Origin of the sequence: Bradyrhizobium sp. SZCCHNS3016 (assembly GCF_032484535.1) — a bacterium.
Taxonomy (GTDB): Bacteria; Pseudomonadota; Alphaproteobacteria; order Rhizobiales; family Xanthobacteraceae; genus Bradyrhizobium.
Genome location: NZ_JAUETE010000001.1, coordinates 207,099 through 231,550 on the forward strand (window position 1 = coordinate 207,099; position 24,452 = coordinate 231,550).

Genomic DNA, 24,452 nt, shown 5'->3' on the forward strand with positions numbered 1-24,452 from the left:
ACGCGTGGCCGCGACCTTATTGCAGTGCGGTGACAGCCGGGCGAATGCTTGAGCGGAAGCCTCAGATGGCCTCCGCGCCATGCACCGCGCACCAATGCGCCTGGCGTTCCGCGAACACGCGGTCGCGGACATAGGCCAGCGTCTCCTCATCGAACGTCTCGATCACCTCAAGACTGAACGCGTCAGGGCCGTGGGCGGTCCACGCCGCCTGCAGCCCGCCGCGGCGGTGGCCGCCCTGGCGCAGGGTGAACCACAGCCGGTTCTGGATCTTGTCGAGATCCGGCGCGCAGCCGATCCAGCGCTCCCCGGTGGCGGCGCAGGTGACGGCAAAGATGCCGGCAGGGCTCTTGCGCTCCTTGTAGGCGGCGACGGCCACCTTGCGCTGGTCGGGGGTCATGACGGGCTCCTGATTATCACCCGGGCGTATATCGGATATTTCTATCCGGGTAAAATACTTTCTGCGTGCTGGCATCGCCGTCGGGAGGCGGCGGGCCCGGCCGCTCCGTCATTCCAGGGCGCGCGTACCGCGAGCCCGGAATCCATAACCACGATTGTCTGGATGATGCGGGGGTGAGCGCCACAACGGGTCCGGTCCCCACGCCGCCTGTGAGTATGGATTCCGGGCTCGCTGCGGGCTCCCCCGAAATGAACGGGCCGAGAGAGCCGGGCTTGCGCCGGATCGGGAGGTCGCAGCCTCAACCCGCGTTGCTGTGAAAATATTCGAAAATCTTCCGCGCGCTCTCGGCGCTCACGCCGGGCACCTTGCCGAGGTCGGCGATCGAGGCGCGCTCGATCTCCTTTAGCGTGCCGAAATGGTGCAGCAGCGCGCGCTTGCGCGACGGACCGATGCCGGGGATCTCCTGCAGGCCGGCCTCGCGGATGTCCTTCTTGCGCAGCTTGCGATGTGAGCCGATGACGAAGCGATGTGCCTCGTCGCGCAGCCGCTGGATGAAATACAGCACGGGGTCGCGTGGCTCGAGCTTGATCGCCTCCCGCTCCGGGATGAACAGCGTCTCGCGGCCGGCGTCGCGATCGGGGCCCTTGGCGACCGACATCAGCGCGACGTTGGTGACGCCAAGCTCGGTGAAGATCTCGCGGACGGCATTGAGCTGGCCGCGGCCGCCGTCGATGATGACGAGGTCGGGCCATTGCGGCACGTCGTCCTCCTTGGCCGCGCGTGCGACATCCTTCTCCGACGGCGACACCAGCCGCTTGAAGCGGCGCTGCAGCACCTCCTTCATCATGGCGTAGTCGTCGCCGGGCGTCAGCCCTTCCGACTTGATGTTGAACTTGCGGTACTGGTTCTTCATGAAGCCGTCGGGGCCGGCGACGATCATCGCGCCGACCGCGTTGGTGCCCTGGATGTGGCTGTTGTCGTAGACCTCGATGCGCTTCGGGACCTGCGGCAGGCCGAGCGTTGTGGTCATCGCCTCCAGCAGCCGGCTTTGCGTTGCGGTGTCGGCGAGCTTGCGGCCCAGCGCCTCGCGCGCATTGGTCAGCGCATGGGTGACCAGGTCCTTCTTCTCGCCGCGCTTCGGGCAGGACACCTCGACCTTGTGGCCGGCCTTGACGCACAGCGCCTCGGCGAGCAACTCGGCTTCCTCGATCTCGTGCGACAGCAGGATCAGCTTCGGAGGCGGCTTGTCGTCGTAGAACTGCGTGATGAACGCCGACAGCACCTCCTCCGGCAGATAGCTCTTCTCCGCGCGCGGGAAGTAGGCGCGGTTGCCCCAGTTCTGGCCGGTGCGGAAGAAGAACACCTCGACGCAGGAATAGCCGCCCTCCTGGTGGATGGCGAACACGTCGGCTTCCTCGACGGTGCGCGGGTTGATGCCCTGCTGCGAGGAGATCGCCGACAGCGCCGCGAGGCGGTCGCGATAGACAGCGGCAGTCTCGAACTCGAGCTCGCCAGACGCCTTCTCCATTTCGGTCGCCAGCAGCGCCTTCACGGCCTGACTGCGTCCGGACAGGAAGTCGGTCGCCTCGCGCACGAGCTCGGTGTAGCCGGGGAAGTCGATCTCCTGGGTGCAGGGACCCGCGCAGCGGCGGATCTGGTGCAACAGGCAGGGGCGGGTGCGGCTCTCGAAGAACGAATCGGTGCAGGAGCGGATCAGGAAGGCGCGCTGCAGCGCTGTGATGGTGCGGTTGACGGCGCCGGCCGAGGCGAACGGTCCGAAATAACGCCCGGGTCGCGACTGCGCGCCGCGGTGCTTGAGGATCTGCGGCGCCCAATGGTCGCCGGTGATCAGGATGTAGGGGAACGACTTGTCGTCGCGCAGCTGCACGTTGAAGCGCGGCTTGAGCTGCTTGATCAGGTTGGCTTCGAGCAGCAGCGCCTCGGTCTCCGTGGTGGTGGAGACGATCTCGACAGTCACGGTGGCGGCGATCATGCGCAGGATGCGCGCCGGCAGCGGCGCGTTGGCGCGGGCGTAGGACGACAGCCGCTTTTTGACGTTCTTGGCCTTGCCGACATACAGCACGTCATGGGCTGCGTTGAGCATGCGGTAGACGCCGGGCGAGGTCGGCGCCAGCCGCACCGCGTTCTCGATCGCGGCATGGCCGATCGCCAGCGGGCCCTCGCCGACCGCCTCCAGGCTCTCCTCGGCCAGCTCCGGCAGCCGGCCGTCATCGTCCTCGTCCGCAGCCGGGGCGGCGGGATCGAGGTCGGGCGTGTCGATGGCCTCGGGGGGCAGGTCGGCAGAGGCGCCACGCCGGCTCGGGGGCGTCGGCGCCTTGGATGGGTCGGAGCTGTGGGTGGTCATGTCCAACAAATTAAGCGCTGCCGCGCCGCCTCGCCAGCTTGCGATGGCGCCATGCACAGGGCAGGGCGGTAACGCTTCGTTAAGCACGTTAATGGCCGGGTAACCCGGCTTAACAACGGCTTAACCTAAAACTCTCGATAAATGCTCACGAAAGAAGCGAGAGTTCCGTAACCACGTCGGCCCGCGCAGCACAGTCGCGCGGCGCATGCTCCGGGTGGTGACGGCGAGTTGCGTGGAGTGAGCGATGAACAGGTTCTTGGTCGGTGCTGCCGCCGCGGCGGGCTTGGGCGCGGCGGCTCTCGGATCGGTCTCGGCGCAGGCGGCCGATCTCGGCTATGGGCGCGGCGCGCCCTATACCGTGAACCAGCCCCTCAACGCCTATAGCTGGGCCGGCCCCTATCTCGGCGGCACGCTGGGCTACGAATGGGGCACCGTCGGCAACAATCCGACCAAGCCGTCCGGTCTCACCGGCGGCCTGACCGCGGGATACAATTGGCAGAACGGCCCATGGGTGTTCGGCGCCGAGGGCGACATCAACCTGACCGGCGCCAACGACACCTTCGCGCCGTGGAAGTTCTCGAACCCGTGGTTCGGCACATTGCGCGGCCGCGCCGGCTACGCCTTCAACAACATCCTGTTCTACGGCACCGGCGGCCTCGCCTTTGGCGGCCTGCGCGCCGAGACCTTCGGTCTTTCGGAATCGCACACCACGGTGGGCTGGACGCTCGGTGCCGGCACCGAGTTCGGCCTGGCGCAGAACTGGACCGCCAAGATCGAGTATCTCTACGTCGATCTCGACAGCAGCAATTTCGTGATCACGGGGGCGAAGAACGACTATCGGTTTGGAGTTGTGCGCGCAGGCATCAACTTCCACTTCTGATGGCAACGAGGGAATAGGAAGAAGAAACGTCGAACGACAACCTCCCGGCCGCTCGCGCGGCCGGGATTTTTTCGTCGTAGTCCCTTTTGTCGTAGCGCTCCGTGCAATCTGGAGGCATGCATCATCGCGCGCGGCCTGCACGTACGAGCCGGCAATGCTGTGCATGCGAGCCGGCGGCGCTGCCGGCAGCTTCCAAACGAACGAATGAGATGCCGTCGAGGCGCCCGCGGCTGCAGTCTCACGCTGGTGCGTGAACCGTCGCCTGGCGGGCTCGCCCTAAGACGACAGGACCAGGTTCACCGCCTTCGGGCCCTTGCCCTTCTTGTCCGGCTCGACCTCGAAGCTGATCCGTTGTCCCTCGGTCAGATCCTTCAGGCCCGCGCGCTCCACCGCCGTGATGTGCACGAACACGTCGCGTCCACCGTCGTCCGGCTTGATGAAGCCGTAGCCGCGCTCACCATTGAAGAACTTGACCGTCCCAGTCATGGCCATCGGGAAACTCCTCCCCCGCAATGCTTCCTCCACTGCGCGCTCTGCGCAGCGTCCGACCGGACATCACTTTGATCGGAAAGCGTTGGCCACCTTAACGCCCAGCGCTCGCCACGCCGGATCGTCTGGATCTTGTTAGGCCTTGATCACCCCGCCGCAACCATTCGCGGAAGCGGAACGTAAAGCCAGTCTTACAATCAGACACAATAATACGGTTCCGCGCCGATTGACTACGGCTTTTCGACCAGTCGCCGTTTCAAGCTTTGGGGAATTCGATCCGGAAGCGCGCCGCGCCGCCCTGGCCGAGCGGCTTCTGCAGTTCCTGCAGGATGAGCTTCAACTCGTCATGCAATGTCCAGGGCGGGTTGACGATCAGCAGCCCGGTCGAGGTCAGCGCCTCGCCTTCGATCTGCGGCGCAACACTGAACTCGATCCGCAGCACCTTGCCCGGTGGCTTGGCCGCGGCCGCGAGCGCCGCGACGCGATCGGTCAGCTCTTCCGTCGCACGCCGGCTCTTGGCGGGATACCAGAGCACGTAGATACCGGTGGTCCACTTTGCGAAGGCCGCAGCGAAGCGGTCCGCGAGCCGCTCGAACTCATCCTTGGCCTCGAACGCCGGATCGATCAGCACCACGCCCCGGCGCTCGTTCGGCGGCACGAAGGCGGGCAGGGCGACCCAGCCGTCGAGATCGACGACGCGGGCCTGGGTGTCGCGGCGCAACTGATCGATCAGCTGCTTGCGGGGGATCGGTGCGAGCTCGCAAAGGGTCATGCGGTCCTGCGGCCGCAGCAGCGCCCGGGCGATCAGCGGCGAGCCGGGATAGGCAACCAGCTCGGCCTTCGGATTGAACGATCTGATGATGTCGAGATAGGGCGACAAGAGTGCATAGGCCTGCTCGGAGAAGCGCGCCTGCAGCACGCGAGCGATGCCGGTGAGGAACTCGCCACTGCGGATGGCCTCATCGCCGGTGAGATCGTACAGGCCTGCGCCGGCATGGGTGTCGATCACCCGGAACGCAGCGGGCTTCTCCTGGAGGTAGACCAGGATGCGCGTCAGCACGATGTGCTTGATGACGTCGGCAAAGCCGCCGGCGTGAAAGGCGTGTCGGTAGTTCATGCGGCACGAGTTACGCCGTTCCGCGTCAAAAGGGTACCCCGTCGATGCGCCGGATGGATCCAGAGAGCATCGGATCAGCGCCGCGCCGAGAGGCGCCGCAGGCCGACGCACTGCGGTCGCCCAATTCGGCAGTCGCTAGCCGCCGCGGACCGGCGGCATGTTGACCTCGTCGCGCCGGCAGGCCTGGCGGTCTATCTCGTCGCAGTTGCGAAACTCCAGATCCTTCGACAGGCAGATCCGGACCTCGCTCAGCCTGGTGCGGTTGCAGGTGACGGCAATGCCCGATGTCGTGAGCTTGGGGTTGGCCTTGATGAAGGCCTCCTCGACCGCCCCCGGCGCCACCGTCTTGGCCTCCGCAAGATCGAGGAATTCCGGCGGGATCTTGATGGCGGCGCGGGCCTTGCGGATGATTTCGAAGTAGGCCTTCGCGGACAGGCCGGCGCAGGTGCCGTGCTTGTCCCACTCGTTGTAGATCAGGCCCGGCGCCGGCATCAGGTCGAGCATCGAGGTCATGATGTTGCGCGGCAGGCGCGGCGCCGGCTGCTCGCAATATTCGGGGTAGCCGTTCTCGTATTGCGGCCACAGCCCGTGCACGACGAACGAGTAAGGTCGGCCGCCGCACTGCTGGGACCGGTTGCCGCGGCCGCCGCGCTCCTCGGCTTCGGCACAGTACGAGGGCGACCACGACAACGAGAGAACGTAGAAGTCGAACGCGCCCGGCGCATTCTGGCGGCGGTCCTGCGCCTCGGCGGCGCCAGCCGTGAGCACACCGAGCAAGAGGGCAAAGCAGGCGATCGTTCTGGACAACAGGACGGCAGGTCGGCGCAGGCAATCGAACATGGCGAACTCCCCGGACAATGCCAGGAGCCTAGCAGCGCGCTGGAACATTTCAAGAACAAAAATGGCTGCCCCGAGGCAGCCATTCGTCAGCCGGCCGCCCGCGCGAGCGGCCGATGGTCCGACAAAGTCGAATCAGGGCTTGGCGGCGCGGCAGGCCGGATTGAAGGCCCAGTTGCGATCGAGGCCGACGACGCAGAACTCGACGCCCTGGTCATAGCCGGCGAAGCCGCCATCCTCGATGATCGAGAAGTTGACGGTGCGCGCCTTGCCGTCACTGATCATCACGCTGCCGGTGCAGAAGCGGCGCGGAATATTGTCGGACTGCCAGGGGCGGAAGGCGATCTCATGAACATTGGCGACGCCGGTGATCGTCAGCGAGGAATTCCAGAAGGTGCTCTCCTTGTCCTGGAACCGCGAGACGATGGTCGGAATGGCCGCCTCGCAAGGCGCGACCCGGCCTTCATATTTCGGGCCGGACAGCCAGAAGTTCATCTCGAGCGGATTGGCGGCCTGAGCCGGGGCGGTGGCGACAATGGCGGCAAGCAGCGCGCCACAAGCGGCGCCGAACATCTTGAAAGGTGAGCTGAAGTCGCGCATGGGCCGTCCGCAAGGCTGATCCGGGAGCGTGGACCGTGCCGCGGCGGCCACAGGAGGTCAAGTGCAACGCGGCAACACTCCACGATTAGTCCTGTTAACGCGAGGCTGGTGTTCTTTTCTTGACCGCACAGGACCTTTAGGATGGCACGCCAGATCGAGGAGAATGCAATGCGGACGCTGAAGGCCGGATTCGTGAAGACTGCAGGCCTCGTGGCCGTTGGGATGCTGCTGGCTGCCGCATCGGCCCACGCCGACGTGGTGCCGCCCTTCAAGGGCAACGACACCGGCGGCATCATCGCCTACCAGCTGGCCCAGCGCACGGATGCGCGTCAGCTCGCGGTCGATCATTGCGCCTCCTACGGCAAGGTCGCGAAGTTCCGCGCCGTCGATGCGCGCTACGGCGGCTACGTCTCGTTCGCCTGCCGCTGGGTGCCCTATGGCTCGGCGCAGCGGCCGCTGCGGACGCTGTACTAACGCCACGATTCGGCGTCATCGGTCCGCCGGTCGCCATCAAGCCCGGAACCGAACCATGACACGCCTGCGCTTCACCTTCGGATTGCTTTGCTGTGGCGTGCTGTGCGGCGCCGCAGGCACCGCACAGGCGGTCGAGCTGCCGGTGCGCAAGGCGGGCCTGTGGGAATTGAAGATGGTCAGGTCCGGCGGCCAGCTGCCGGAGATGACCATGCAGCACTGCACCGACGAGACCACCGACAGGGACATGAACAACATGGCCTCGCCGATGGCGCAGCAGGTCTGCTCCAAGCAGGACATCCAGAAGACCGCAACCGGCTATGTCAGTGATGCCGTCTGCAGCTTCGGCGGCATGAACACGACCTCGCATGCCGACATCACCGGTGACTTCAACTCTGCCTACACGGTGAAGACCACCTCGCGCATCCAGGGCGGTGCCGCCGGAGCCGCCAAGGAAACCGCGGTGACCATCGAGGCGAAGTGGCTCGGCGCCTGCAAGCCCGACCAGAAGCCCGGCGACATCGTCATGCCCGGTGGCGTGAAGATGAACATCAAGGACATGAACAAGCTGAAGAACCTCATTCCGGGCGCCAAGCAGTAGGCGGGCGGCCGTTGCGTTTGGCGGCACGAGCGCAGAGACATGGATCGTCGCTCATTCGCGGACGCAAAGCACGATCTTCCCGATGTGTCGGCTCGTCTCCATTCGGGTGTGCGCATCGGCCGCCTCAGACAAGCGATAGGTGCTGTCGATGTGCGGCCGAATGGCCGTCCCGAGAAGGGGCCCGACGCGTTGCCGCAGGTCGGCCGCGATGCGTCGTTTGAGGTCCAGTGCCGTCGAACGCAGGAATGCGCCGGTGATGCTGGCCCGGCGCGCCATCAGGCCCCGCAGCGGCACCGCCAACTCGTTCCCATGTCCGGCTGAGAGCAGGGCGATCCGTCCGCCCGTTGCGAGCGCCGCAAGGTCCTGCGCGATGTGAGCGCCTGCGGAGGTGTCGAGGATGCAGTCGACACCGCGCGTCCCCGTCGCCGCGCGGATCTGCTCGGCGAGATCAGGATCGGCGTAGTCGAACACGGCGCTGCAGCCGAGCCTGAGCGCCGCGGCGCGCTTCTCTGCGGTGCCGGCGGTGGCAATGACGGGATGACCCAGCGCGCGCAGGAGCTGGATCGCGATCGTGCCGACGCCGCTGCTGCCGCCATGAATCAAGGCGGTCTCGCCGGGCGCCATGCGCATCAGCTCGAAGAAATTGAACCAGGTCGTGAACAGCGCTTCGGGCAGGGCGGCGCCTTGGATCCAGTCGAGGCCGCTCGGCAAGTCCAGGGCAAGATGCTGATCGGTGGCGACGTATTGCGCGTATGAGCCGCCGTCGGTCAGTGCGATCACCGCTTTACCCAGCCGTTCCCGGGGAACGTTGGTGCCGCAGGCCACGATGCGCCCCGAGGCTTCCAACCCCGGCACGGGATTGGGCTCCCGCGACGGCCCGGCAGCGCGCTGGTTGCAGTCATGACGGTTGATGCCGGCGGCTGCGACCTCGATCAGCACATCGTCTGGTCCGAGGCGCGGGACCGGCCAGTCCTGTCGCTCCGACAGGACCTCCGGGCCGCCCGCGGCGGTGATGATGACGGCGCGCTGATCGTCCGGAATCATGCTTGGTCGCTCATGTGCTCACTTACCGACCAGGCTGCACTTGCTGCGGTCGAGCGGGCGAAACGCCTGATCGGGGGCGATCTTCGTCACCAGCTTGACGAAGTCCCAGGGGCCCTTCGATTCGGCGGGGGTCTTGACCTGGACCAGATACAGTTCGTGCACCATGCGCTGGTCGTCGCGGATCTGGCCGTGGTCCGCATAGGCGTCCGAGACCGGCGTCGCCTTCATCCTCGCCATCACGCTTGCGCCGTCGTCGCTGTCGGCATTCTTCACCGCCTGCAGATAGTGCCGCACGGCCGAATAGACCCCGGCCTGTATCTGTGACGGCATCGCCTTCCGGCGCGCGTAGAACGCGTCGGAGAAGCGGCGCGCGGCGGGAGAGGCATCCTCGAAGAAGCTGGTGACGATGAGATCGCCCTGCGTCGCCTTGAGGCCGATGGCTTCAATGTCCACGTTCTGGAACGACATCGGCACGATCTTCATGCCCTGGGCCGCAAGCCCGAATTCCTCGGCCTGCTTGATGGCTGTGGCATTGTCGCCGGCAACGTTGAGCGCCAGGATCTTGGCGCGGGAGGCCTGGGCCTGCAGCAGGAAGGAGCCGTAGTCCGGCGTGCCGAGCTGCGCCTTGACGCTGCCGGCGACCTTGCCGCCGAGCTCGGCGATGCGGGCGCGCGCGGTCGCCTCGACCGAATGGCCGAACGCGTAGTCGCCGGTAATGAAGAACCACGGCTCCTTGCTGGTCTGCATGATGCCCGACACGACGGCTGTCGCGGTCGAATAGGCGTCGTGCGTCCATTGCACCGAGGTCGGGGCGCAGGCCTCGTCGGTCAGCTGGTTGGCGCCGGCCCCCGAGATGAGGAAGATCTTGCCGTTGCTACGCACCAGCTCCTGGACCCCAAGGGCCGCGCCGGAGCTGCCGCCGTCGGCGATCGCCTGCACACCGTCCTGCTCGAACCAGCGCCGGGCGATCGCGACCGCGATATCCGGCTTGTTCTGATGGTCGGCCTGAATGATTTCGATCGGCCTGCCGTTGATCTTGCCGCCAAATTCCTCTGCAGCCATCCGTGCCGCGTCCACCGAGCCGGGCCCCATCGCGGTCGCGAAAATGCCCGTCATGTCGGTGAGCACACCGATACGGATGGCACTCCCTTTGATTTCGGCCTGCGCGGATGAGCCTGCAAGCAGCAGCAGGCCAGCGATGCTGGATCTGAGACAGCGCGACATGATGATCCTCCCCGGATTTGAAGACTTGGTTTTTTGTCGTGTTTGATTGGTGCGCCTCGCGGTTCTCCGCGAGGCGGAGACGTCAGGCTGCCGGTTCGGCAGCCACGGGATTGCGCAGCACGCCGATGCCCGAAATGTCGACCTCGACCGTATCGCCGGGCTTCATGAACAGAGGCGGGGTGCGCTTGAAGCCGACGCCTCCCGGAGTGCCGGTGACGATCACGTCCCCTGGCAGCAAGGTCATGATCGTCGAGCAATAGACGATCAGATCGGGGACATCGGTGATGAGGAGATCCGTGGTGGTCCGCTGCACGGTCTCGCCATTGAGGCGGGTCTGCAGCGTCAGTTTCGACGGGTCGGGAATTTCATCAGCCGTGACCAGCCAGGGGCCGAACGCGCCGGAGCGGTCGAAGGTCTTGCCCGACAGGAATTGCGATGTATGGCGCTGCCAGTCGCGGATGCTGCCTTCATTGTAGCAGGAATAGCCGGCGATGTGCGTGAGCGCGTCCTCGCGCCGGACATGCCGGCCGGCTTTCCCGATCACGAGCGCAAGCTCGCCCTCGTAGTCGAAATGTTCGGAGACACCAGGGCGAATGACCGGCTGCAGATGGCCGACTTGGCTGGTGGGAAAGCGCGCAAACAGCGCAGGTTTCTCGGTGACGGCCCGCCCGGTCTCGGCGACGTGGTCGCGATAGTTCAGGCCAACGCAGATGATCTTGCCGGGATCGGGGATGACGGGCGCGAAGGCGATCGCACTGAGCGGATAGTCGGGCTGTTCGGAGGTGAGCAGCGCGGCGGCTTGGCCGAGCGCATCCGCCTCGAGCAGCGCGCGCAGGCTCTTCGACGGCAGGCGCCGGCCGAGGTCGACCACACCGTCTCCCTTCACCGCGCCGTATCCGGGACGCCCGTCAATGACAAAGGAAACCAGCTTCATACGTGAACCCTCTCAGCAAAACGGAAACGATCAGGCGGCGCTCGGCCGCGGCGCGAGGACGGCGAGGCCGGACAACAGCGCGGCGAGATCCTCACTCTTCTGCACGGCACCCAGGATGTAGCGGTCCGGGCGCATCAGCACGGCGGCGAAGCCGTGCTCGTCGAGCCAACCGTCGAGGCCGCCAGCCTCCTCGCCGGAAATGATGGCGACGTCAGCGACCGCCGAGCTAGCATGTTCCTGCTCGATGACCGCGGCACCAAGGCCAGACCGGCACAACAGCGCAAAGCGATAGCCGACGCGGTCGTCGCTGCGGCCGAGATCACGGCTGCGGAATTGCGGCGCTAGCTTTCCCGTCATGCTGCGATCGCCGCCGGCAAGGCCCGGGCCGAGCAGTGGCTTCTGCACGTCGAGCTTGAGCTGGCCGTCGCCCTGTGCCGTGCCGGTCGCGAGCGCCGCCTCGACCGCCCTGGTGTTGATGAGTCCGCCCAGCCGTATCGCGAGCTCGATGAATTCGCGCACGTGGGGCGCGCGCTCGCTCTGATAGGTGTCGAGGAGATCAGGCGTTGCCTTGCCGGCAATCACATGGGCCAGCTTCCATGCGAGGTTGGCTGCGTCGCGAATGCCGGCACACATGCCCTGACCGAGGAAAGGCGGGGTCTGATGCGCGGAATCGCCTGCGAGCAGGAACCGTCCACCGCGCCATTGCTGGGCGACCGCGGAGTGGAATGTGTAGACGGCGGCGCGTTCGATCTCGGCCTCTGCGGGCTGGAGCCAGGGCGAGAGCAGCTCCCACACGCGAGCCGGTTGGGTGATCTCGACCGCGTCCTCGTCAGGACGAACCGTGATCTCCCACCGGCGCCGGTTGCCGGTGCCGCGAATATAGGTTGCGGGACGCTGCGGGTTGCAGTGCTGGACGCTGAAATCGCCGAGATCGGGCCGCTCCTCCCTCAGCAGCACGTCGCAGACGAGCCAGCGCTCGTGAAAGCCGAGATCGTCCAGCGCCGAGCCGATGAAGCGGCGCACCAGCGAACGTGCACCGTCGCAGCCGATGACATAGGCGCAGGAGATGTCGACGAGCCGGCCGGTACCGAGGTCTTCATAGCGAACGCGCGCACCGTTGTGGTCCTGCTCGAGCGCGAAGACGTCACAGCGCGTGCGCAGCTCGACATGAGGCCAGCGCTCGAGTCCCTTGTTGAGCACGTTTTCGAGATCGGGCTGGTGGAATCGGTAGCTCAGATTCCAGCCCATCGAGGTCAGCTCGGGGGTGCGCGGCCAGTCGAGCAGCAGCCGTCCCTCGGCATCGACGAAGCGCATGCCGGGACTCAATGTAAGGTGGGGCAGGATGGCGTCGGCAAGGCCGATGGTCTGGAACACGCGCATGCATTCGTCGTCGAAATGCACCGCGCGCGGCAAATGATAGGCCTTGGCTTCGCGCTCCAGGATCAGGGTGCGGATGCCGCACAGGCCGAGCAGGTTGGCGAGCGTCGAGCCCACGGGCCCGCGACCGACGATGACGACGTCGAAGCTTCCGGAATGTGCAGCCATGTTGCTCATGGCCGCATCTGTTCCGCAACCGCCTCGCACCTTCAAGGCGCGGTCGCAAACTGTCCGCGCAGCGGACGCTCAGGCCTGGACGGGGATCGCGGCCGCGGCGTCGCGCAATGGGGCCGCGTACTGAGCGACAGCCTCCTCGAGGGTCATGGCGGAGCGGATCCAGATGATCGAAATGCAGCCGAACACGACGTCGCCCCGCACGATCGGCACCGCGATCGACGATGTCTTCGGATTGAATTCGCCCTCGTTGCGGATTGCATAGCCGCGCTGAGCCGTTTCCGTCACCATGCGCTGCAGCCGCTCGGGCGCCAGGAAGGAAACGTCCTCTGCATTCTCGATGCGTCGCAGGTGGTTGATGATGATGTCCCGCTCTGCGGGCGGGCAAGCGGCCAGATAGGCCCGGCCGGCCGAGGTCTGCAGCATCGGCAGGCGCTTGCCGATCATGCTGCGGTCGATCGAGAGCGGGCTGCGCGCATGCGTAGTCTCCTGGATGACCATCGCGCCGTTCTCATAAGTCGACAGATCGACCGGCCAGATCAGGCTGCGGCTGAGCTCGGCGAGATAGGGCGCGGCGACCTGGCAGATGAAGATGCCGGGATCATAGCCGTCGCCGAGGCTCAATGCGTGGCGCGTCACCCGGAAGCGGTCGTCGCTGGCGCTGCGCGCGACATAGCCGAGTTCCTCGAGTGTTTCGAGCAACCGATAGACCGTGGGCCGCGGTAGATCGAGCTGGCGCGCCACGTCGCCGGCGCGAATGCCCCCGGACCGATTGACCGCGCGCAGCACGTCGAGCCCCCGCTTGAAGGCGCGGACACCCTCCGCAGGACGGGCTTGCGGAGATCGCGTCCGTTGCTTGGACACTTGGAAAATCCTCCCTGTTCTTCGTTTCCGTCCGCCGATACCGTCTTGAGAACGCGAGCCGGATGCAGGGGCGGCAGTCTACTGCAGGACCGCGCGGAGCTGATACGAAATTCCGCCCGCACCTTTCGGGAGAAAACAAGATGGAAATAACGGCGCTCGGTTACATCGGCATCAAGTCGTCCCAAGCGGAGCAGTGGGGACGCATGGCGACCGAGCTCCTCGGGATGCAGCGCGTGGATCGCGCGGCCAGCGTGCGGGCCTATCGGATGGATGATCGCAAGCAGCGGCTGATCGTCGATGGCAGCGGCGATGGCGGGCTCGCCGTCATGGGCTGGGAGGTCGGCGACGCCGCGGCGCTCGCGCGCCTCGCGAGCCGTCTCGACGACAACGGCGTGAAGGTGGCCCGCGGTTCGCAGGCACTGGTCGACGAGCGTCATGTCACCGAGCTGATCTGCTTTCAGGATCCCGCCGGCAACACGATCGAGGTGTTCTGGGGTGCAGCCGTCGCCTCGGATCCCTTCAGGCCGGGACGTCCGATCTCCGGCTTTCGCACCGGGCCGCTCGGCATGGGACACGTCGTGCTCAACGTCGAGGACGTCGAGCCGCTGCTGCGGTTCTATCGCGACCTGCTCGGCTTCAAGGTGTCCGACTTCGGCCTGACGCCGTACAAGCTCTATTTCTTCCACGTCAACGGCCGCCACCACAGCTTCGCGATGGTCGGCTCCGGTCGCCGCACACTGCATCACTTCATGGTGGAACTCGGCAGTCTCGATGACGTCGGCCAGGGCTACGACCTGGCACAGCTCGACGACGGGCGCGTAGCCTACACGCTCGGCCGTCACACCAACGACCACATGACCTCGTTCTACGTCAACACGCCCTCCGGCTTCTTCATCGAATATGGCTGGGGCGGTCGGGTGATCGATCCCGCGACCTGGCAGCCGCATGAGACCTTTGACGGCCCGTCGCTGTGGGGGCACGAGCGATTGTACCTGCCGGATGAGCAGCGCAAGCGCCTGCGCGATATGCGGCTGTCCGCGGCTGCACGCGGCGTTCGCGTGCCGGATCCTCGCGTTCCGGCACTGAACTGCGCCTGGCTCGACGCCGTGGTCGCGCAGGAATGAGCTAAGCAGCGCGCTAAACCGGAATGCGCACGCTCGCCCGCAACCCGCCCATCGGGCTGTCGCCGAGGGTGATGTCGCCGCCATGGGAGCGGGCGATGTCGCGGGCGATGGCGAGGCCGAGGCCGGTGCCGCCCTCGTCCTGGTTGCGCGCGTCGTCGAGGCGCAGGAACGGCTTGAACACCTCCTCGCGCATGTCGGCCGGGATGCCCGGGCCGTCATCGTCGACGGTGATGGTGAGGTAGCGGTGGTCGCGATGGCCGGTGATGGCGATCGCATCGGCATGGCGGGCGGCGTTGGAGACGAGATTGCCGAGGCAGCGCTTCAGCGCCTGCGGCTTCACGGTGACCACAGGCAGGCCGTGGAACGAGACCGTGGCGGAATGGCCGTTGCGCTCGGCGTCGCCGCGCAGCTCCTCGAGCGCGTTGGAGATGTCGGTCGGCTGCGCGATCTCGCCATTGTCGCCGCGCGCAAACGCGAGATAGTCCTCCAGCATGTGCGACATCTCGTCGACGTCCTTGCGCATGGCGTCGATCTCGGGACTGTCGCCGAGCAGCGCCAGCTCCAGCTTGAAGCGCGTCAGGATGGTGCGCAGATCGTGGCTGACGCCGGCCAGCATCGCCGTGCGCTGCTCCAGCGTGCGCTCGATGCGCGCCTTCATCTCCAGGAATGCGTGCGCCGCGCGTCGCACCTCGCGCGCACCGCGCGGCCGGAAGTTCGGCACCTCGCGGCCCTTGCCGAAACTCTCGGCGGCATCTGCAAGGCGCAGGATCGGCTTGATCTGGTTGCGCAGGAACAGCACCGAGACGATCAGCAGGATCGAGGAGGTGCCGACCATCCAGAACAGGAAGATATCGGTGTTCGACGCGTAGGCCGCGCCACGCTGCGCGAACACGCGCATCACGGCGTCATCGAGCGCGATGCGAATCTCGACCAGATTGGAGCGGCCGACGGTGTCGATCCAGAACGGACGGCTGATCTGGCGGCCGATCTGGCTCGACAGCGACTGGTCGAGCAGGTTGAAGAACGGTTTTGGCCCCGGCGGCGGCATATCGCCGGCGGGCAGGAAGTCGACCACCAGGTTGAGCCGCTGTTGCGCGATCCGGCGCAGCATGGTGCGGTCCTTGTCCTGCGGATAGCCCTTGTAGATGTCGATCAGCGCGGCGACGTCCTGCACAACTGCGGCGGAGAGGCGTCGCGTCACCGTGTTCCAGTGCCGCTCCATGAACACGCCCGCGACCACCGTCTGCAGGATCACCATCGGCACGATCATGATCAAGAGCGCGCGGGCATAGAGGCCGGTCGGCATCCAGCCCTTGAACGCGTTGCCGACCAGGCTGTTGGCGCGCGACACCCGCCGCGAGGCGGTGCGGATCAGGGTGAGGCCGGTGTCGAGCGTGCTCATGATAATCCTAACGCTCGCCGTTTCCGTCATTGCGAGGAGTCCCCGGGTCTCGCCCGCGGCGAGCCCGAGGGCAGGCTCCGCGACGAAGCAATCCAGAATCGTCGCGGGACTCTGGATTGCTTCGCTTCGCTCGCAATGACGCGGAGATGCCAGGTCGTTTCAGGTCTTGCGGTGAGGAAGCTAGCTCAGATGCTTTCAAGGCAACGTGGTCGGAATGGCCGGGCATATCAACCGCTCATCTCAACCCGACGTCATCAGCCGGTAGCCGATGCCGCGCACGGCCTGCAGGAACAGCGGGTTGGCCGGATCGCTCTCGAGCTTGCGGCGCAGGCGGTTGATCTGGACGTCGACGGCGCGCTCGTTGACGGTGCCGTTGCCGGTCAGCGCGCCGCGCGGCACGGTCTCGCCGCGGGCATTGGCGAGGATGCGCAGCATCTCGCGCTCGCGGTCGGTGAGGTGGACGATCTCCTCGCCCTGCTTCAGCTCGCCGCGCGCCAGATGATAGACGAACGGGCCGAACGCGATCTGCTCGACGACTTCTTCCGCCGGAGGCGGCGCGGCGCGCTTGAGGATGTTGCCGATGCGCAGCGCAAGCTCTCTCGGTTCGAAAGGCTTTGCGACGTAGTCGTCGGCGCCGAGCTGCAGGCCCTCGATGCGGCTGTCGGGCTCAGCGCGCGCGGTCAGCATCACGATCGGCACCGACGATTGCGTGCGGATGAAGCGGGCGAGGTCGAAGCCGCTTTCGCCGGGCATCATCACGTCGAGGATCAGGAGATCGAAATGCAGTCCCGTCAGCTTGGCGCGGGCATCGCTCGCGCTCGCCGCGGTGGTGACGCGATAGCCTTCGCCGCGCAGGAAGCGCGACAGCAGGTCGCGGATGCGGCGGTCGTCGTCGACGAGCAAGAGATGCGGCGCGTCGTCGGCCGGCGTCTGCTGATGATGCGGGGCGATGGCGGCGATCGTCACGGTCACTCCTTGGCAGCGGCGACAGGCGTCTTGAAGATGGCTTCCAGCACCTTGTCCGGATCGTCGCGATCGATCATCGCGCGCAGGAACTGCCGGACCTTCTCGGCGCCGGCCGGTCCGATCTGCTCCAGCGCGCGATCGATGCGCCGCGTCTGCAGCCCGGCCAGCTTGGCGACCAGCGCCTCGCCCTTCGGCGTGGCGAAAAGAAGGCGCTGGCGGCGGTCGTTGTTGCCGGTCTTCTGCACGATGTAGCCCTCGTCGAGCAGCTGCTTGAGCACGCGGCCGAGCGACTGCTTGGTGATGCGGAGAACGTCGAGCAGATCGGCGACCTTCAGGCCGGGATAGCGTGTGACGAAATGCATCACGCGGTGATGCGCGCGGCCGAAGCCGAACGCCTCCAGCTCATGGTCGGCATCGCCGACGAAGTCGCGGTAGGCGAAGAACAAAAGCTCGATGATGTCCCAGCGCAGCGGCTCGCCGGCCGTCGCGGAGGGCTCAGCCGCGCGCAGCTCGGGGCTCAACGTCGGAGACGAGAAATTTATGTCAGCCATATTGACGTTTCTGCGGTTCAATGTTACAAAACAATCGTCCGCTACGAAATTTTAGATCGTTTCATCGGCGGGCGATGGGTCTCCAGGCGTGTCTGAACGGGCCGAAGGCAACCCCGACGGGCATCCCTGGGCGACGTATCGAACAACCGTGTGATGTCGAGCGGCATTTCGGCAAACCATACTGGACTTCCGCCGGGCGCAAAAGCATGTCCTGTGGTGGCATGCTTGCCCGGTGACCGGCTCAAAAGCCGGTCGCGGCAGGTCCGAAATTCAAAAAGCCGACTGGCCCGATCGGACGGGTCGGCGCCAGAACTCGCGAATGGCGATCAAGCGGGGGAAGCAAGGACATGACTTTGACATTCGACATCAAGCCGACGACGAACCCGACCTCCGACCAGGAGCGTGCTGCCAAGCTCGCCAACCCGGGCTTCGGCCGGGTGTTCACCGATCACATGGCCGTGGTCCAGTACAGCCAGGACAAGGGCTGGCACAGCGCGCGGGTCGAATCCCGCGCCAACTTCCCGCTCGATCCGGCCGCGGCCGTCCTGCATTACGCGCAGGAGATCTTCGAGGGCCTGAAGGCCTACAAGCGTGACGACGGCGGCGTGAACCTGTTCCGCCCCGATGCCAACGCGAAGCGGTTCTGGAACTCGGCCGAGCGCATGGCGATGGCGCAACTGCCGCCGGAGGTTTTCATCGAGGCGGTCGAGCAGCTCGTCCGCATCGACCGCGCCTGGATCCCGGGCGGCGAGGGCAGCCTGTATCTGCGCCCGTTCATGATCGCCAACGAGGTGTTCCTCGGCGTCAAGCCGTCGGCGGAATACATCTTCGCGGTCATCGCCTCGCCGGTCGGCTCCTATTTCAAGGGCGGGCCGGCGCCGGTCTCGATCTGGGTCTCGGAGAACTACACGCGGGCTGCGGTCGGCGGCACCGGCGGCGTCAAATGCGGCGGCAACTATGCCGCGAGCCTCAAGGCGCAGGCCGAGGCGATCGCGCATGGCTGCGACCAGGTCGTGTTCCTCGATGCGATCGAGCGCCGCTATGTCGAGGAGCTCGGCGGCATGAACGTGTTCTTCGTGTTCGACGATGGCTCGCTGTCGACGCCGCCGCTCGGCACCATCCTGCCCGGCATCACCCGCGATTCCATCATCAAGCTGGCGCGTGATGCCGGCCGCGAGGTGCGCGAGGAGGCGTATTCGATCGACCAGTGGCGGACGGACGCCAAGAGCGGCAAGCTGAAGGAAGCGTTCGCCTGCGGCACCGCCGCGGTGATCTCGCCGATCGGCAAGGTGTGCTCGGCGACCGGCGACGTCCTGATCAACGGCGGCGAGGCCGGCCCAGTCGCCATGGGCCTGCGCAAGCAGCTGGTCGACATCCAGTACGGCCGCAGCCCCGATCCGCATCAGTGGATCCGGGATGTGAAGTGAGGGGCCGGGCTCCCTTGCGCTTGCAGGTTCTGGGCACAGTCTAGCCGCGATGACGGTTTGCTCCCTCCCCCGCTTGCGGGGGAGGGCTGGGAAGGGGGAAGCCCCGTAAAGACTGCCGCTGGGGCGCCCCCACCCCAACCCTCCCCCGCAAGCGGGGGAGGGGCGCACTGAATGCGCGGCGCAAGCTTGGCTCTTACTGAAATGCTGGAAACGGTACCACGCGCCAGCGTGTGATCGGCCTTCGGGTTGCCGCCCCGGGCCCCGGCTGCTACCAACCAAGCAACGCATTCCATCCCGTAGGGTGGGCAAAGGGCCGCGTAGCGGACCGTGCCCACCACTTCGGCGTTTATCAGCCATGGTGGGCCCGCTGCGCTTGGCCCACCCTACGTTCCGGTCCCCATGTCCGACAAACCGAAGAAACCCCAGAAGCTGAAGGCGCGGCTGCCGCGCGGGCTCGAGGATCGCGGCCCCGCGGCGATAGCCGCCACGCGCGAGATGGTCGAGAAGATCCGCGCCGTCTATGAGCGCTACGGCTTCGAGCCGGTGGAGACGCCGGCGTTCGAATACACCGACGCGCTCGGCAAGTTCCTGCCCGACCAGGATCGTCCGAACGAGGGAGTCTTTTCGTTCCAGGACGATGACGAGCAGTGGATCTCGCTGCGCTACGACCTCACCGCGCCGCTGGCGCGCTATGTCGGTGAACGCTACGGCACCGATGGCCTGGTGCTGCCCTATCGCAGCTACCGCTCGGGCTATGTGTTCCGCAATGAGAAGCCCGGCCCGGGCCGCTTCCGCCAGTTCATGCAGTTCGACGCCGACACGGTCGGCTCCGCGTCGCCGGCGGCGGACGCCGAGATGTGCATGATGGCGGCCGACACGATGGAGGCGCTCGGGATTCCGCGTGGCTCGTATGTGGTGAAGGTGAATAACCGGAAGGTGCTCGACGGTGTGATGGAGGCGATCGGCGTTGGTGGCGAGGAGCACGTAGGGCGTCGGCTCACCGTACTCAGAGCGATCGACAAGGCCGACAAGTTTCCGGTGTCTGAAATAAAGAAGCTGCTCGGCGAGGGCCGCTGGGATGGCGGTGAAGTCGGTAAGGGCGATTTCACTAAGGGCGCGGGTCTGACTGAAAGCCAGATCGACTCCTTGCTGGCCTTCTTTGAGATGAAGGTCGCGGAGCCGCAAATCCAAAGCGAGGAACAGGATTTGCAGTTCAACGCTCAGGTTTTGGAGAGCGTAGCTCAGCAGACGTTGTTCATGTCCTCGCCGGCCTATGCCGAAGGGATCAACGAGCTCACCGAGATCGCCAAGCTGTGCAGCACGGCCGGCTATGGCTATAGCCGCGTTCGGGTTGAACCGTCCGTCGTCCGCGGCCTCGAATACTACACCGGCCCTGTTTACGAAGTTGAGCTCCTGCTCGAGACCAAGGACGAGAAGGGCCGTCCCGTGCGCTTCGGCTCGGTCGGCGGCGGTGGCCGTTATGACGGTCTCGTCTCGCGCTTCCGCGGCGAACCGGTGCCGGCGACCGGATTCTCGATCGGCGTTTCTCGTTTGCAGGCCGCGCTGACCTTGCTCGGCAAGCTCGATACGCGCCCTGCCTTTGGCCCCGTCGTCGTCACCGTGTTCGACCGCGACCGCGTCGCCGACTATCAGAAGATGGTGTCGACCTTGCGCAATCACGGCATCCGCGCCGAACTCTATCTCGGCAACCCGAAGAACATGGGCAACCAGCTCAAATATGCCGACCGCCGCAACGCGCCCTGCGTCATCATCCAGGGCAGTGACGAGAAGGCACGCGGCGAGGTGCAGATCAAGGACCTGATCGAGGGCGCCAAGGCGGCGGCCGCAATCGCCTCCAACCAGGAATGGCGCGAGAGCCGCCCGGCGCAGTTCTCCTGCAAGGAGGACGAGCTCGTCGCCGGCGTCCGCGAGGTGCTCGCGCGTCATGACGTGAGCTGGGCGTAGGGGATTCGTCATACGCGGGCTTGACCCGCGTATCCATCCTTCAAACGATGGCCGCAGATTTCAAGAGATGGATTGCCGGGGCAAGCCCGGCAATGACGCGGCTGGGATAACTAACAGGAGCAACGAATGCCCGAGATCACCGTGAGCATGGCCGCCGGCCGCACCGACGAGCAGAAGGCCAACATGATGCGCGACATCACCAAGGCCCTGGTGACGCATCTCGGCGTCGATCCGGAAGCGGTGGTGATCCAGATCAACGAGGCACCGCTGACGCACAAGATGAAGGGCGGCAAGACCTTCGTCGAACGCCTGGCCGAGCAGAAGAAGTAGTTGGCCGTCGTCCTGGCGAAAGCGAGGCTATGACATCTGTCTCGACGATCACCGCCGTCGTCCCGGCGAACGCCGGGACCCATACCCCCAGGGAGCGGTTCGAGGCACGCTGGTCATTGGCCCTTTGCCCATCACGACCGCCACGGCGTATGGATCCCGGATCGGCGCGCGCGTGCCGCGCGCTTGTCCGGGACGACAGCGGAGTTTGGAGCAGCCATGGACGCACGTGAGTTCATCAAGCCGGGCATGCGCGCCGAGCGTTTGCTCGTCGTGCCGCCGGAGCGCACCGTCGGGCATTTCGTGCCGCATATGCCGATGGTCTATGCGACGCCGATGATGATCCTGGAGATGGAGATGACGTCGGGCGACGCCATCAACCCGGCGCTGCCGCCGGGCTGGGTCACGGTCGGCACCGAGGTCAACGTCCGCCATCTCGCGGCGTCGCCGGTCGGCGCCACCATTCGCACGGTCGCCGAGGTGATCGAGGTCGAGCGCCGCGTCATCCGCTTCTCGGTCGAGGCCTATCATGGCGAGGTGAAGATCGGCGACGGCCGCCACGGCCGCGGCCTCATCAATGTCGAGCAGTTCAAGAAGCGCTTCGGCGTGACGTAGCCGCCCAGCCCTAGACCGACTGGCCCGTCTTCAACAGCGAGCAGCCGGAGATCTTGAGGCTGCCGTCGGGCTGGGTCTGCAGCGTGTACAGCGCCTCCCACGCCTCGCCTTCGGCATCGACGATGTGGACGCGCTGCGCGATGCTGCCGTCCTCGACCTGCGCGGCGCCGAATTCGAAGCTGCGATGGCGATAGACCGGCGGATAGCCGCTCTTGACCATGCTCATGAAGATCTCGACGCTCGGAAACAGCGCCTGGATCTCCGGCGCGGCCTGGGCATAGGCGGTCGCGCCGTCGTCGCGCGCCAGGGCCTGCTCTTGGGCGCGAATCACGCTCTGCGCCGCGCTGGCGTCGGCCGCGGCGGCGGGGCGGGCCAGCAGCGCCAGCAGCAGGACGAGCGGCACCAGAATGCGCATGTCGTGTCCTCCATCGGCGGTTCGGATCGATCTATCATGCGCCACGCGCCGCCCGTGACAAGCCTGCCGTGGCGCGTCAATGTCGCCGACCGGCGGCGATCGACCGGCTGGATTGTGTCGACATCCTCACGTCTTCGCGAGCCATGCGGCCGACGCGGTGCCGGTCGCGATGGGACCGGCTTGATCTGGTCCGACCCGGCGCGAATCATGCATGCAGGGCGGCGAACCACACAGGGGCAGCATGACCGATTTTTCCAGGACCCGAGCACTCTTCACGATCCCTGAAGGCGTCATCTATCTCGACGGCAACTCGCTCGGCGCGCTGCCGTCAGCGGTGCCGGCGCGCGTCAACAGCATGATCGAGGCGGAGTGGGGACAGGAGCTGATCCGTGGCTGGAATAGTGCGGGATGGATGGTGCAGCCGCGCCGCGTCGGCGATCGCATCGCGCGGCTGATCGGGGCCGCGCCCGGCACGGTCGTGATGGGCGATACGCTCTCGATCAAGGTGTATCAGGCGCTCGCCGCGGCGCTGTCGCTCAATCCGGGCCGCCGCGTGATCCTGTCCGACAGCGGCAACTTCCCGTCCGATCTCTACATGGCGCAGGGCCTGGTCCGCATGCTCGGCGACCGCGCGACGCTCAAGGTGGTCGCGCCCGAGCAGGTCGAGGACGCGATCGACGACAGCGTCGCCGTGCTGATGCTGACCGAGGTGGATTACCGCACCGGCCGCATGCACGACATGGCCGCGCTGACGACAAAGGCGCACGCGGCTGGCGCGCTCACGGTGTGGGACCTCGCGCATTCCGCCGGCGCCGTGCCGGTCGACCTCGCCGGCGCCGAGGCCGACTTCGCGGTCGGCTGCACCTACAAATATCTCAATGGCGGGCCCGGCGCGCCGGCCTTCATCTATGTCGCGCCGCGCCATGCCGACATCGCGCCGCCGGCGCTGTCCGGTTGGATGGGGCACGAGGCGCCGTTCGCCTTCGATCTCGACTACCGCCCCGGCGGCGGCATCGAACGCATGCGCATCGGCACGCCGCCGATCATCGCGCTGGCCGCGCTCGATGCCGCGCTCGACGCCTGGGACGGCGTGTCGATGCAGGACGTGCGCGCGGCCTCGATCGCGCTGTCGGAATTGTTCATCGCCGAGGTCGAGAAACGCTGTCCGTCGCTGACCTTGGCGTCGCCGCGCGATCCGTCGCGGCGCGGCAGCCAGGTGTCGTTCCGCCATCCCGACGGCTATGCGATCATGCGGGCGCTGATCGCGCGCGGCGTGATCGGCGACTTCCGCGCGCCGGACACGCTGCGCTTCGGCTTCACGCCGCTCTATCTCGGCGAGGCCGAGGTGCGCGGCGCCGTCGACATCCTCGCGGAGGTCCTCGACAACAAGCTGTGGGACAGACCCGAATATCGCCAGAAGGAACTCGTGACGTGAGCAACGGTCCCTACGATCCCGCCACCGAAGGTGCGCGGATGAACTTCAAGGGACGGATGTCCTATGGCGACTATCTGATGCTGGATCGCCTGCTCGACGCCCAGGCGCCGCTCTCGACCGCGCATGACGAGCTGCTGTTCATCATCCAGCACCAGACCTCCGAATTGTGGATGAAGCTTGCGATCCACGAGATCAAGGCCGCGATGGCGGCGATCGCCAAAGACGACGTGCAGCCGGCATTCAAGATGCTGACGCGGGTGTCGCGCATCTTCGAGCAGCTCAACGGTGCGTGGGACGTGCTGCGCACGATGACCCCGAGCGAATACACGCTGTTCCGCGACAAGCTCGGCGAGTCCTCGGGCTTCCAGTCGTTCCAGTATCGCTCGATCGAATTCCTGCTCGGCAACCGCAATCTGGCGATGCTGCGCCCGCATGCGCATCACCCCAAGCTGACCGCCGAGCTGGAAGCGATCCTGGCGAAGCCGAGCCTCTACGACGAAGCGCTGCGGCTGCTGGCGCGGCGCGGCTTCTTCATCGGCGCCGACGGGCAGCGCAGCGACTGGCGCGGCACGCGCAGCGAAAGCGCGGAGGTGACGGCGGCCTGGACCAGCGTCTACCGCGATCCGCAGCGCCATTGGGAGCTGTACGAGCTCGCCGAGAAGCTGGTCGACTTCGAGGATTACTTCCGCCGCTGGCGCTTCAACCACGTCACCACGGTGGAGCGCATCATCGGCTTCAAGACCGGCACCGGCGGCACCAGCGGCGTCAATTACTTGCGCAAGATGCTGGAGATCGTGCTGTTCCCCGAGCTCTGGAAGCTGCGCACTGGGCTGTAAGCCCGCGCGCACATC

Annotated in this window: 25 protein-coding genes; 10 read left to right on the plus strand and 15 right to left on the minus strand. The window is 66.2% G+C overall.

Annotation, left to right across the window (positions count from 1 at the left end; genetic code table 11):
- Positions 1-61 precede the first annotated feature (61 nt).
- Together QW881_RS00975 and uvrC are read right to left on the minus strand one after the other, a co-directional pair.
- The gene (locus QW881_RS00975; protein WP_315736604.1) at positions 62-397 is read right to left on the minus strand and encodes a GIY-YIG nuclease family protein; all 336 of its coding nucleotides are present in this window, start codon (positions 395-397) and stop codon (positions 62-64) included.
- Between the two features lie 298 nt (positions 398-695).
- A complete protein-coding gene (gene uvrC / locus QW881_RS00980) occupies positions 696-2,762 on the minus strand; it encodes an excinuclease ABC subunit UvrC (RefSeq protein WP_316158090.1) in 2,067 nt (688 codons plus the stop codon).
- A 244-nt stretch (positions 2,763-3,006) separates the two neighbouring features.
- On the opposite strand from uvrC, the gene QW881_RS00985 reads away from it, so the two are divergent.
- Entirely contained in the window at positions 3,007-3,642 is a 636-nt protein-coding gene (locus tag QW881_RS00985; protein ID WP_315754754.1) for a porin family protein, read from the plus strand.
- 276 nt (positions 3,643-3,918) lie between these two features.
- On the opposite strand, the gene QW881_RS00990 is transcribed toward QW881_RS00985, so the two are convergent.
- The 4 genes from QW881_RS00990 to QW881_RS01005 all read right to left on the minus strand — a co-directional run bounded on the left by QW881_RS00990 (position 3,919) and on the right by QW881_RS01005 (position 6,685).
- Positions 3,919-4,134, minus strand: a complete 216-nt coding sequence (locus QW881_RS00990; RefSeq protein ID WP_006612991.1) for a cold-shock protein — start codon at positions 4,132-4,134, stop codon at positions 3,919-3,921.
- 253 nt (positions 4,135-4,387) lie between these two features.
- A complete protein-coding gene (locus QW881_RS00995; RefSeq protein ID WP_315754756.1) occupies positions 4,388-5,248 on the minus strand; it encodes a 23S rRNA (adenine(2030)-N(6))-methyltransferase RlmJ in 861 nt (286 codons plus the stop codon).
- A gap of 135 nt (positions 5,249-5,383) precedes the next feature.
- Positions 5,384-6,088, minus strand: coding sequence for a ribonuclease T2 (locus QW881_RS01000; RefSeq protein WP_316158088.1), 705 nt, complete (start codon positions 6,086-6,088; stop codon positions 5,384-5,386).
- A gap of 132 nt (positions 6,089-6,220) precedes the next feature.
- Entirely contained in the window at positions 6,221-6,685 is a 465-nt protein-coding gene (locus tag QW881_RS01005; protein WP_315713599.1) for a hypothetical protein, read from the minus strand.
- 168 nt (positions 6,686-6,853) lie between these two features.
- Here QW881_RS01005 and QW881_RS01010 point away from each other — a divergent pair, with 168 nt between their 5' ends.
- Together QW881_RS01010 and QW881_RS01015 are read left to right on the plus strand one after the other, a co-directional pair.
- On the plus strand, positions 6,854-7,159 hold the full coding sequence (locus QW881_RS01010) for a hypothetical protein (protein WP_315755150.1): 306 nt from the start codon (positions 6,854-6,856) through the stop codon (positions 7,157-7,159).
- A gap of 55 nt (positions 7,160-7,214) precedes the next feature.
- Entirely contained in the window at positions 7,215-7,757 is a 543-nt protein-coding gene (locus tag QW881_RS01015; protein ID WP_315754762.1) for a DUF3617 domain-containing protein, read from the plus strand.
- A 51-nt stretch (positions 7,758-7,808) separates the two neighbouring features.
- Here the strand turns inward: QW881_RS01015 and QW881_RS01020 are convergent, their stop codons facing one another.
- The 5 genes from QW881_RS01020 to QW881_RS01040 all read right to left on the minus strand — a co-directional run bounded on the left by QW881_RS01020 (position 7,809) and on the right by QW881_RS01040 (position 13,374).
- Complete coding sequence (locus QW881_RS01020; RefSeq protein ID WP_315754765.1) at positions 7,809-8,801, minus strand: NAD(P)H-quinone oxidoreductase; 993 nt, start codon at positions 8,799-8,801, stop codon at positions 7,809-7,811.
- Positions 8,802-8,819: 18 nt separating this feature from the next.
- Positions 8,820-10,025: an ABC transporter substrate-binding protein gene (locus QW881_RS01025; protein ID WP_315754766.1), complete on the minus strand. Its 1,206-nt coding sequence runs from the start codon at positions 10,023-10,025 to the stop codon at positions 8,820-8,822.
- A gap of 82 nt (positions 10,026-10,107) precedes the next feature.
- Entirely contained in the window at positions 10,108-10,959 is an 852-nt protein-coding gene (locus tag QW881_RS01030; RefSeq protein WP_315754768.1) for a fumarylacetoacetate hydrolase family protein, read from the minus strand.
- 30 nt (positions 10,960-10,989) lie between these two features.
- On the minus strand, positions 10,990-12,513 hold the full coding sequence (locus QW881_RS01035) for a bifunctional 3-(3-hydroxy-phenyl)propionate/3-hydroxycinnamic acid hydroxylase (protein WP_315754770.1): 1,524 nt from the start codon (positions 12,511-12,513) through the stop codon (positions 10,990-10,992).
- 69 nt (positions 12,514-12,582) lie between these two features.
- Positions 12,583-13,374, minus strand: coding sequence for a DNA-binding transcriptional regulator (locus QW881_RS01040; protein ID WP_315736615.1), 792 nt, complete (start codon positions 13,372-13,374; stop codon positions 12,583-12,585).
- 140 nt (positions 13,375-13,514) lie between these two features.
- Here QW881_RS01040 and QW881_RS01045 point away from each other — a divergent pair, with 140 nt between their 5' ends.
- The gene (locus QW881_RS01045; protein WP_315754772.1) at positions 13,515-14,498 is read left to right on the plus strand and encodes a VOC family protein; all 984 of its coding nucleotides are present in this window, start codon (positions 13,515-13,517) and stop codon (positions 14,496-14,498) included.
- A gap of 13 nt (positions 14,499-14,511) precedes the next feature.
- Here QW881_RS01045 and QW881_RS01050 read toward each other — a convergent pair whose 3' ends face one another.
- From QW881_RS01050 to QW881_RS01060, 3 genes are all read right to left on the minus strand, one after another.
- The gene (locus QW881_RS01050; protein ID WP_315754775.1) at positions 14,512-15,900 is read right to left on the minus strand and encodes an ATP-binding protein; all 1,389 of its coding nucleotides are present in this window, start codon (positions 15,898-15,900) and stop codon (positions 14,512-14,514) included.
- Between the two features lie 240 nt (positions 15,901-16,140).
- Positions 16,141-16,872: a response regulator transcription factor gene (locus QW881_RS01055; RefSeq protein WP_315754777.1), complete on the minus strand. Its 732-nt coding sequence runs from the start codon at positions 16,870-16,872 to the stop codon at positions 16,141-16,143.
- Complete coding sequence (locus QW881_RS01060; protein ID WP_315754779.1) at positions 16,869-17,417, minus strand: MarR family winged helix-turn-helix transcriptional regulator; 549 nt, start codon at positions 17,415-17,417, stop codon at positions 16,869-16,871. Before QW881_RS01060 ends, QW881_RS01055 begins: the two co-directional genes overlap by 4 nt.
- 347 nt (positions 17,418-17,764) lie before the next feature.
- On the opposite strand from QW881_RS01060, the gene QW881_RS01065 reads away from it, so the two are divergent.
- The 4 genes from QW881_RS01065 to QW881_RS01080 all read left to right on the plus strand — a co-directional run bounded on the left by QW881_RS01065 (position 17,765) and on the right by QW881_RS01080 (position 21,751).
- A complete protein-coding gene (locus QW881_RS01065; RefSeq protein ID WP_315754781.1) occupies positions 17,765-18,844 on the plus strand; it encodes a branched-chain amino acid aminotransferase in 1,080 nt (359 codons plus the stop codon).
- A gap of 495 nt (positions 18,845-19,339) precedes the next feature.
- Positions 19,340-20,809 (plus strand): histidine--tRNA ligase, encoded by a 1,470-nt coding sequence (gene hisS / locus QW881_RS01070; RefSeq protein WP_409998957.1) that lies wholly within the window; start codon positions 19,340-19,342, stop codon positions 20,807-20,809.
- A gap of 126 nt (positions 20,810-20,935) precedes the next feature.
- On the plus strand, positions 20,936-21,139 hold the full coding sequence (locus tag QW881_RS01075) for a tautomerase family protein (RefSeq protein WP_015669268.1): 204 nt from the start codon (positions 20,936-20,938) through the stop codon (positions 21,137-21,139).
- A 216-nt stretch (positions 21,140-21,355) separates the two neighbouring features.
- Positions 21,356-21,751 carry a thioesterase family protein gene (locus tag QW881_RS01080; protein WP_315754788.1) on the plus strand — a complete coding sequence of 132 codons (396 nt, stop codon included), beginning with the start codon at positions 21,356-21,358 and terminating at the stop codon, positions 21,749-21,751.
- Between the two features lie 10 nt (positions 21,752-21,761).
- Here the strand turns inward: QW881_RS01080 and QW881_RS01085 are convergent, their stop codons facing one another.
- The gene (locus QW881_RS01085; protein ID WP_315754790.1) at positions 21,762-22,166 is read right to left on the minus strand and encodes a DUF4864 domain-containing protein; all 405 of its coding nucleotides are present in this window, start codon (positions 22,164-22,166) and stop codon (positions 21,762-21,764) included.
- A 241-nt stretch (positions 22,167-22,407) separates the two neighbouring features.
- Here QW881_RS01085 and kynU point away from each other — a divergent pair, with 241 nt between their 5' ends.
- Together kynU and kynA are read left to right on the plus strand one after the other, a co-directional pair.
- Positions 22,408-23,601, plus strand: a complete 1,194-nt coding sequence (gene kynU / locus QW881_RS01090) for a kynureninase (RefSeq protein ID WP_316158087.1) — start codon at positions 22,408-22,410, stop codon at positions 23,599-23,601.
- Entirely contained in the window at positions 23,598-24,437 is an 840-nt protein-coding gene (kynA, locus tag QW881_RS01095) for a tryptophan 2,3-dioxygenase (protein WP_316158086.1), read from the plus strand. The genes kynU and kynA overlap by 4 nt, the downstream gene beginning before the upstream one ends.
- Positions 24,438-24,452: the final 15 nt, after the last annotated feature.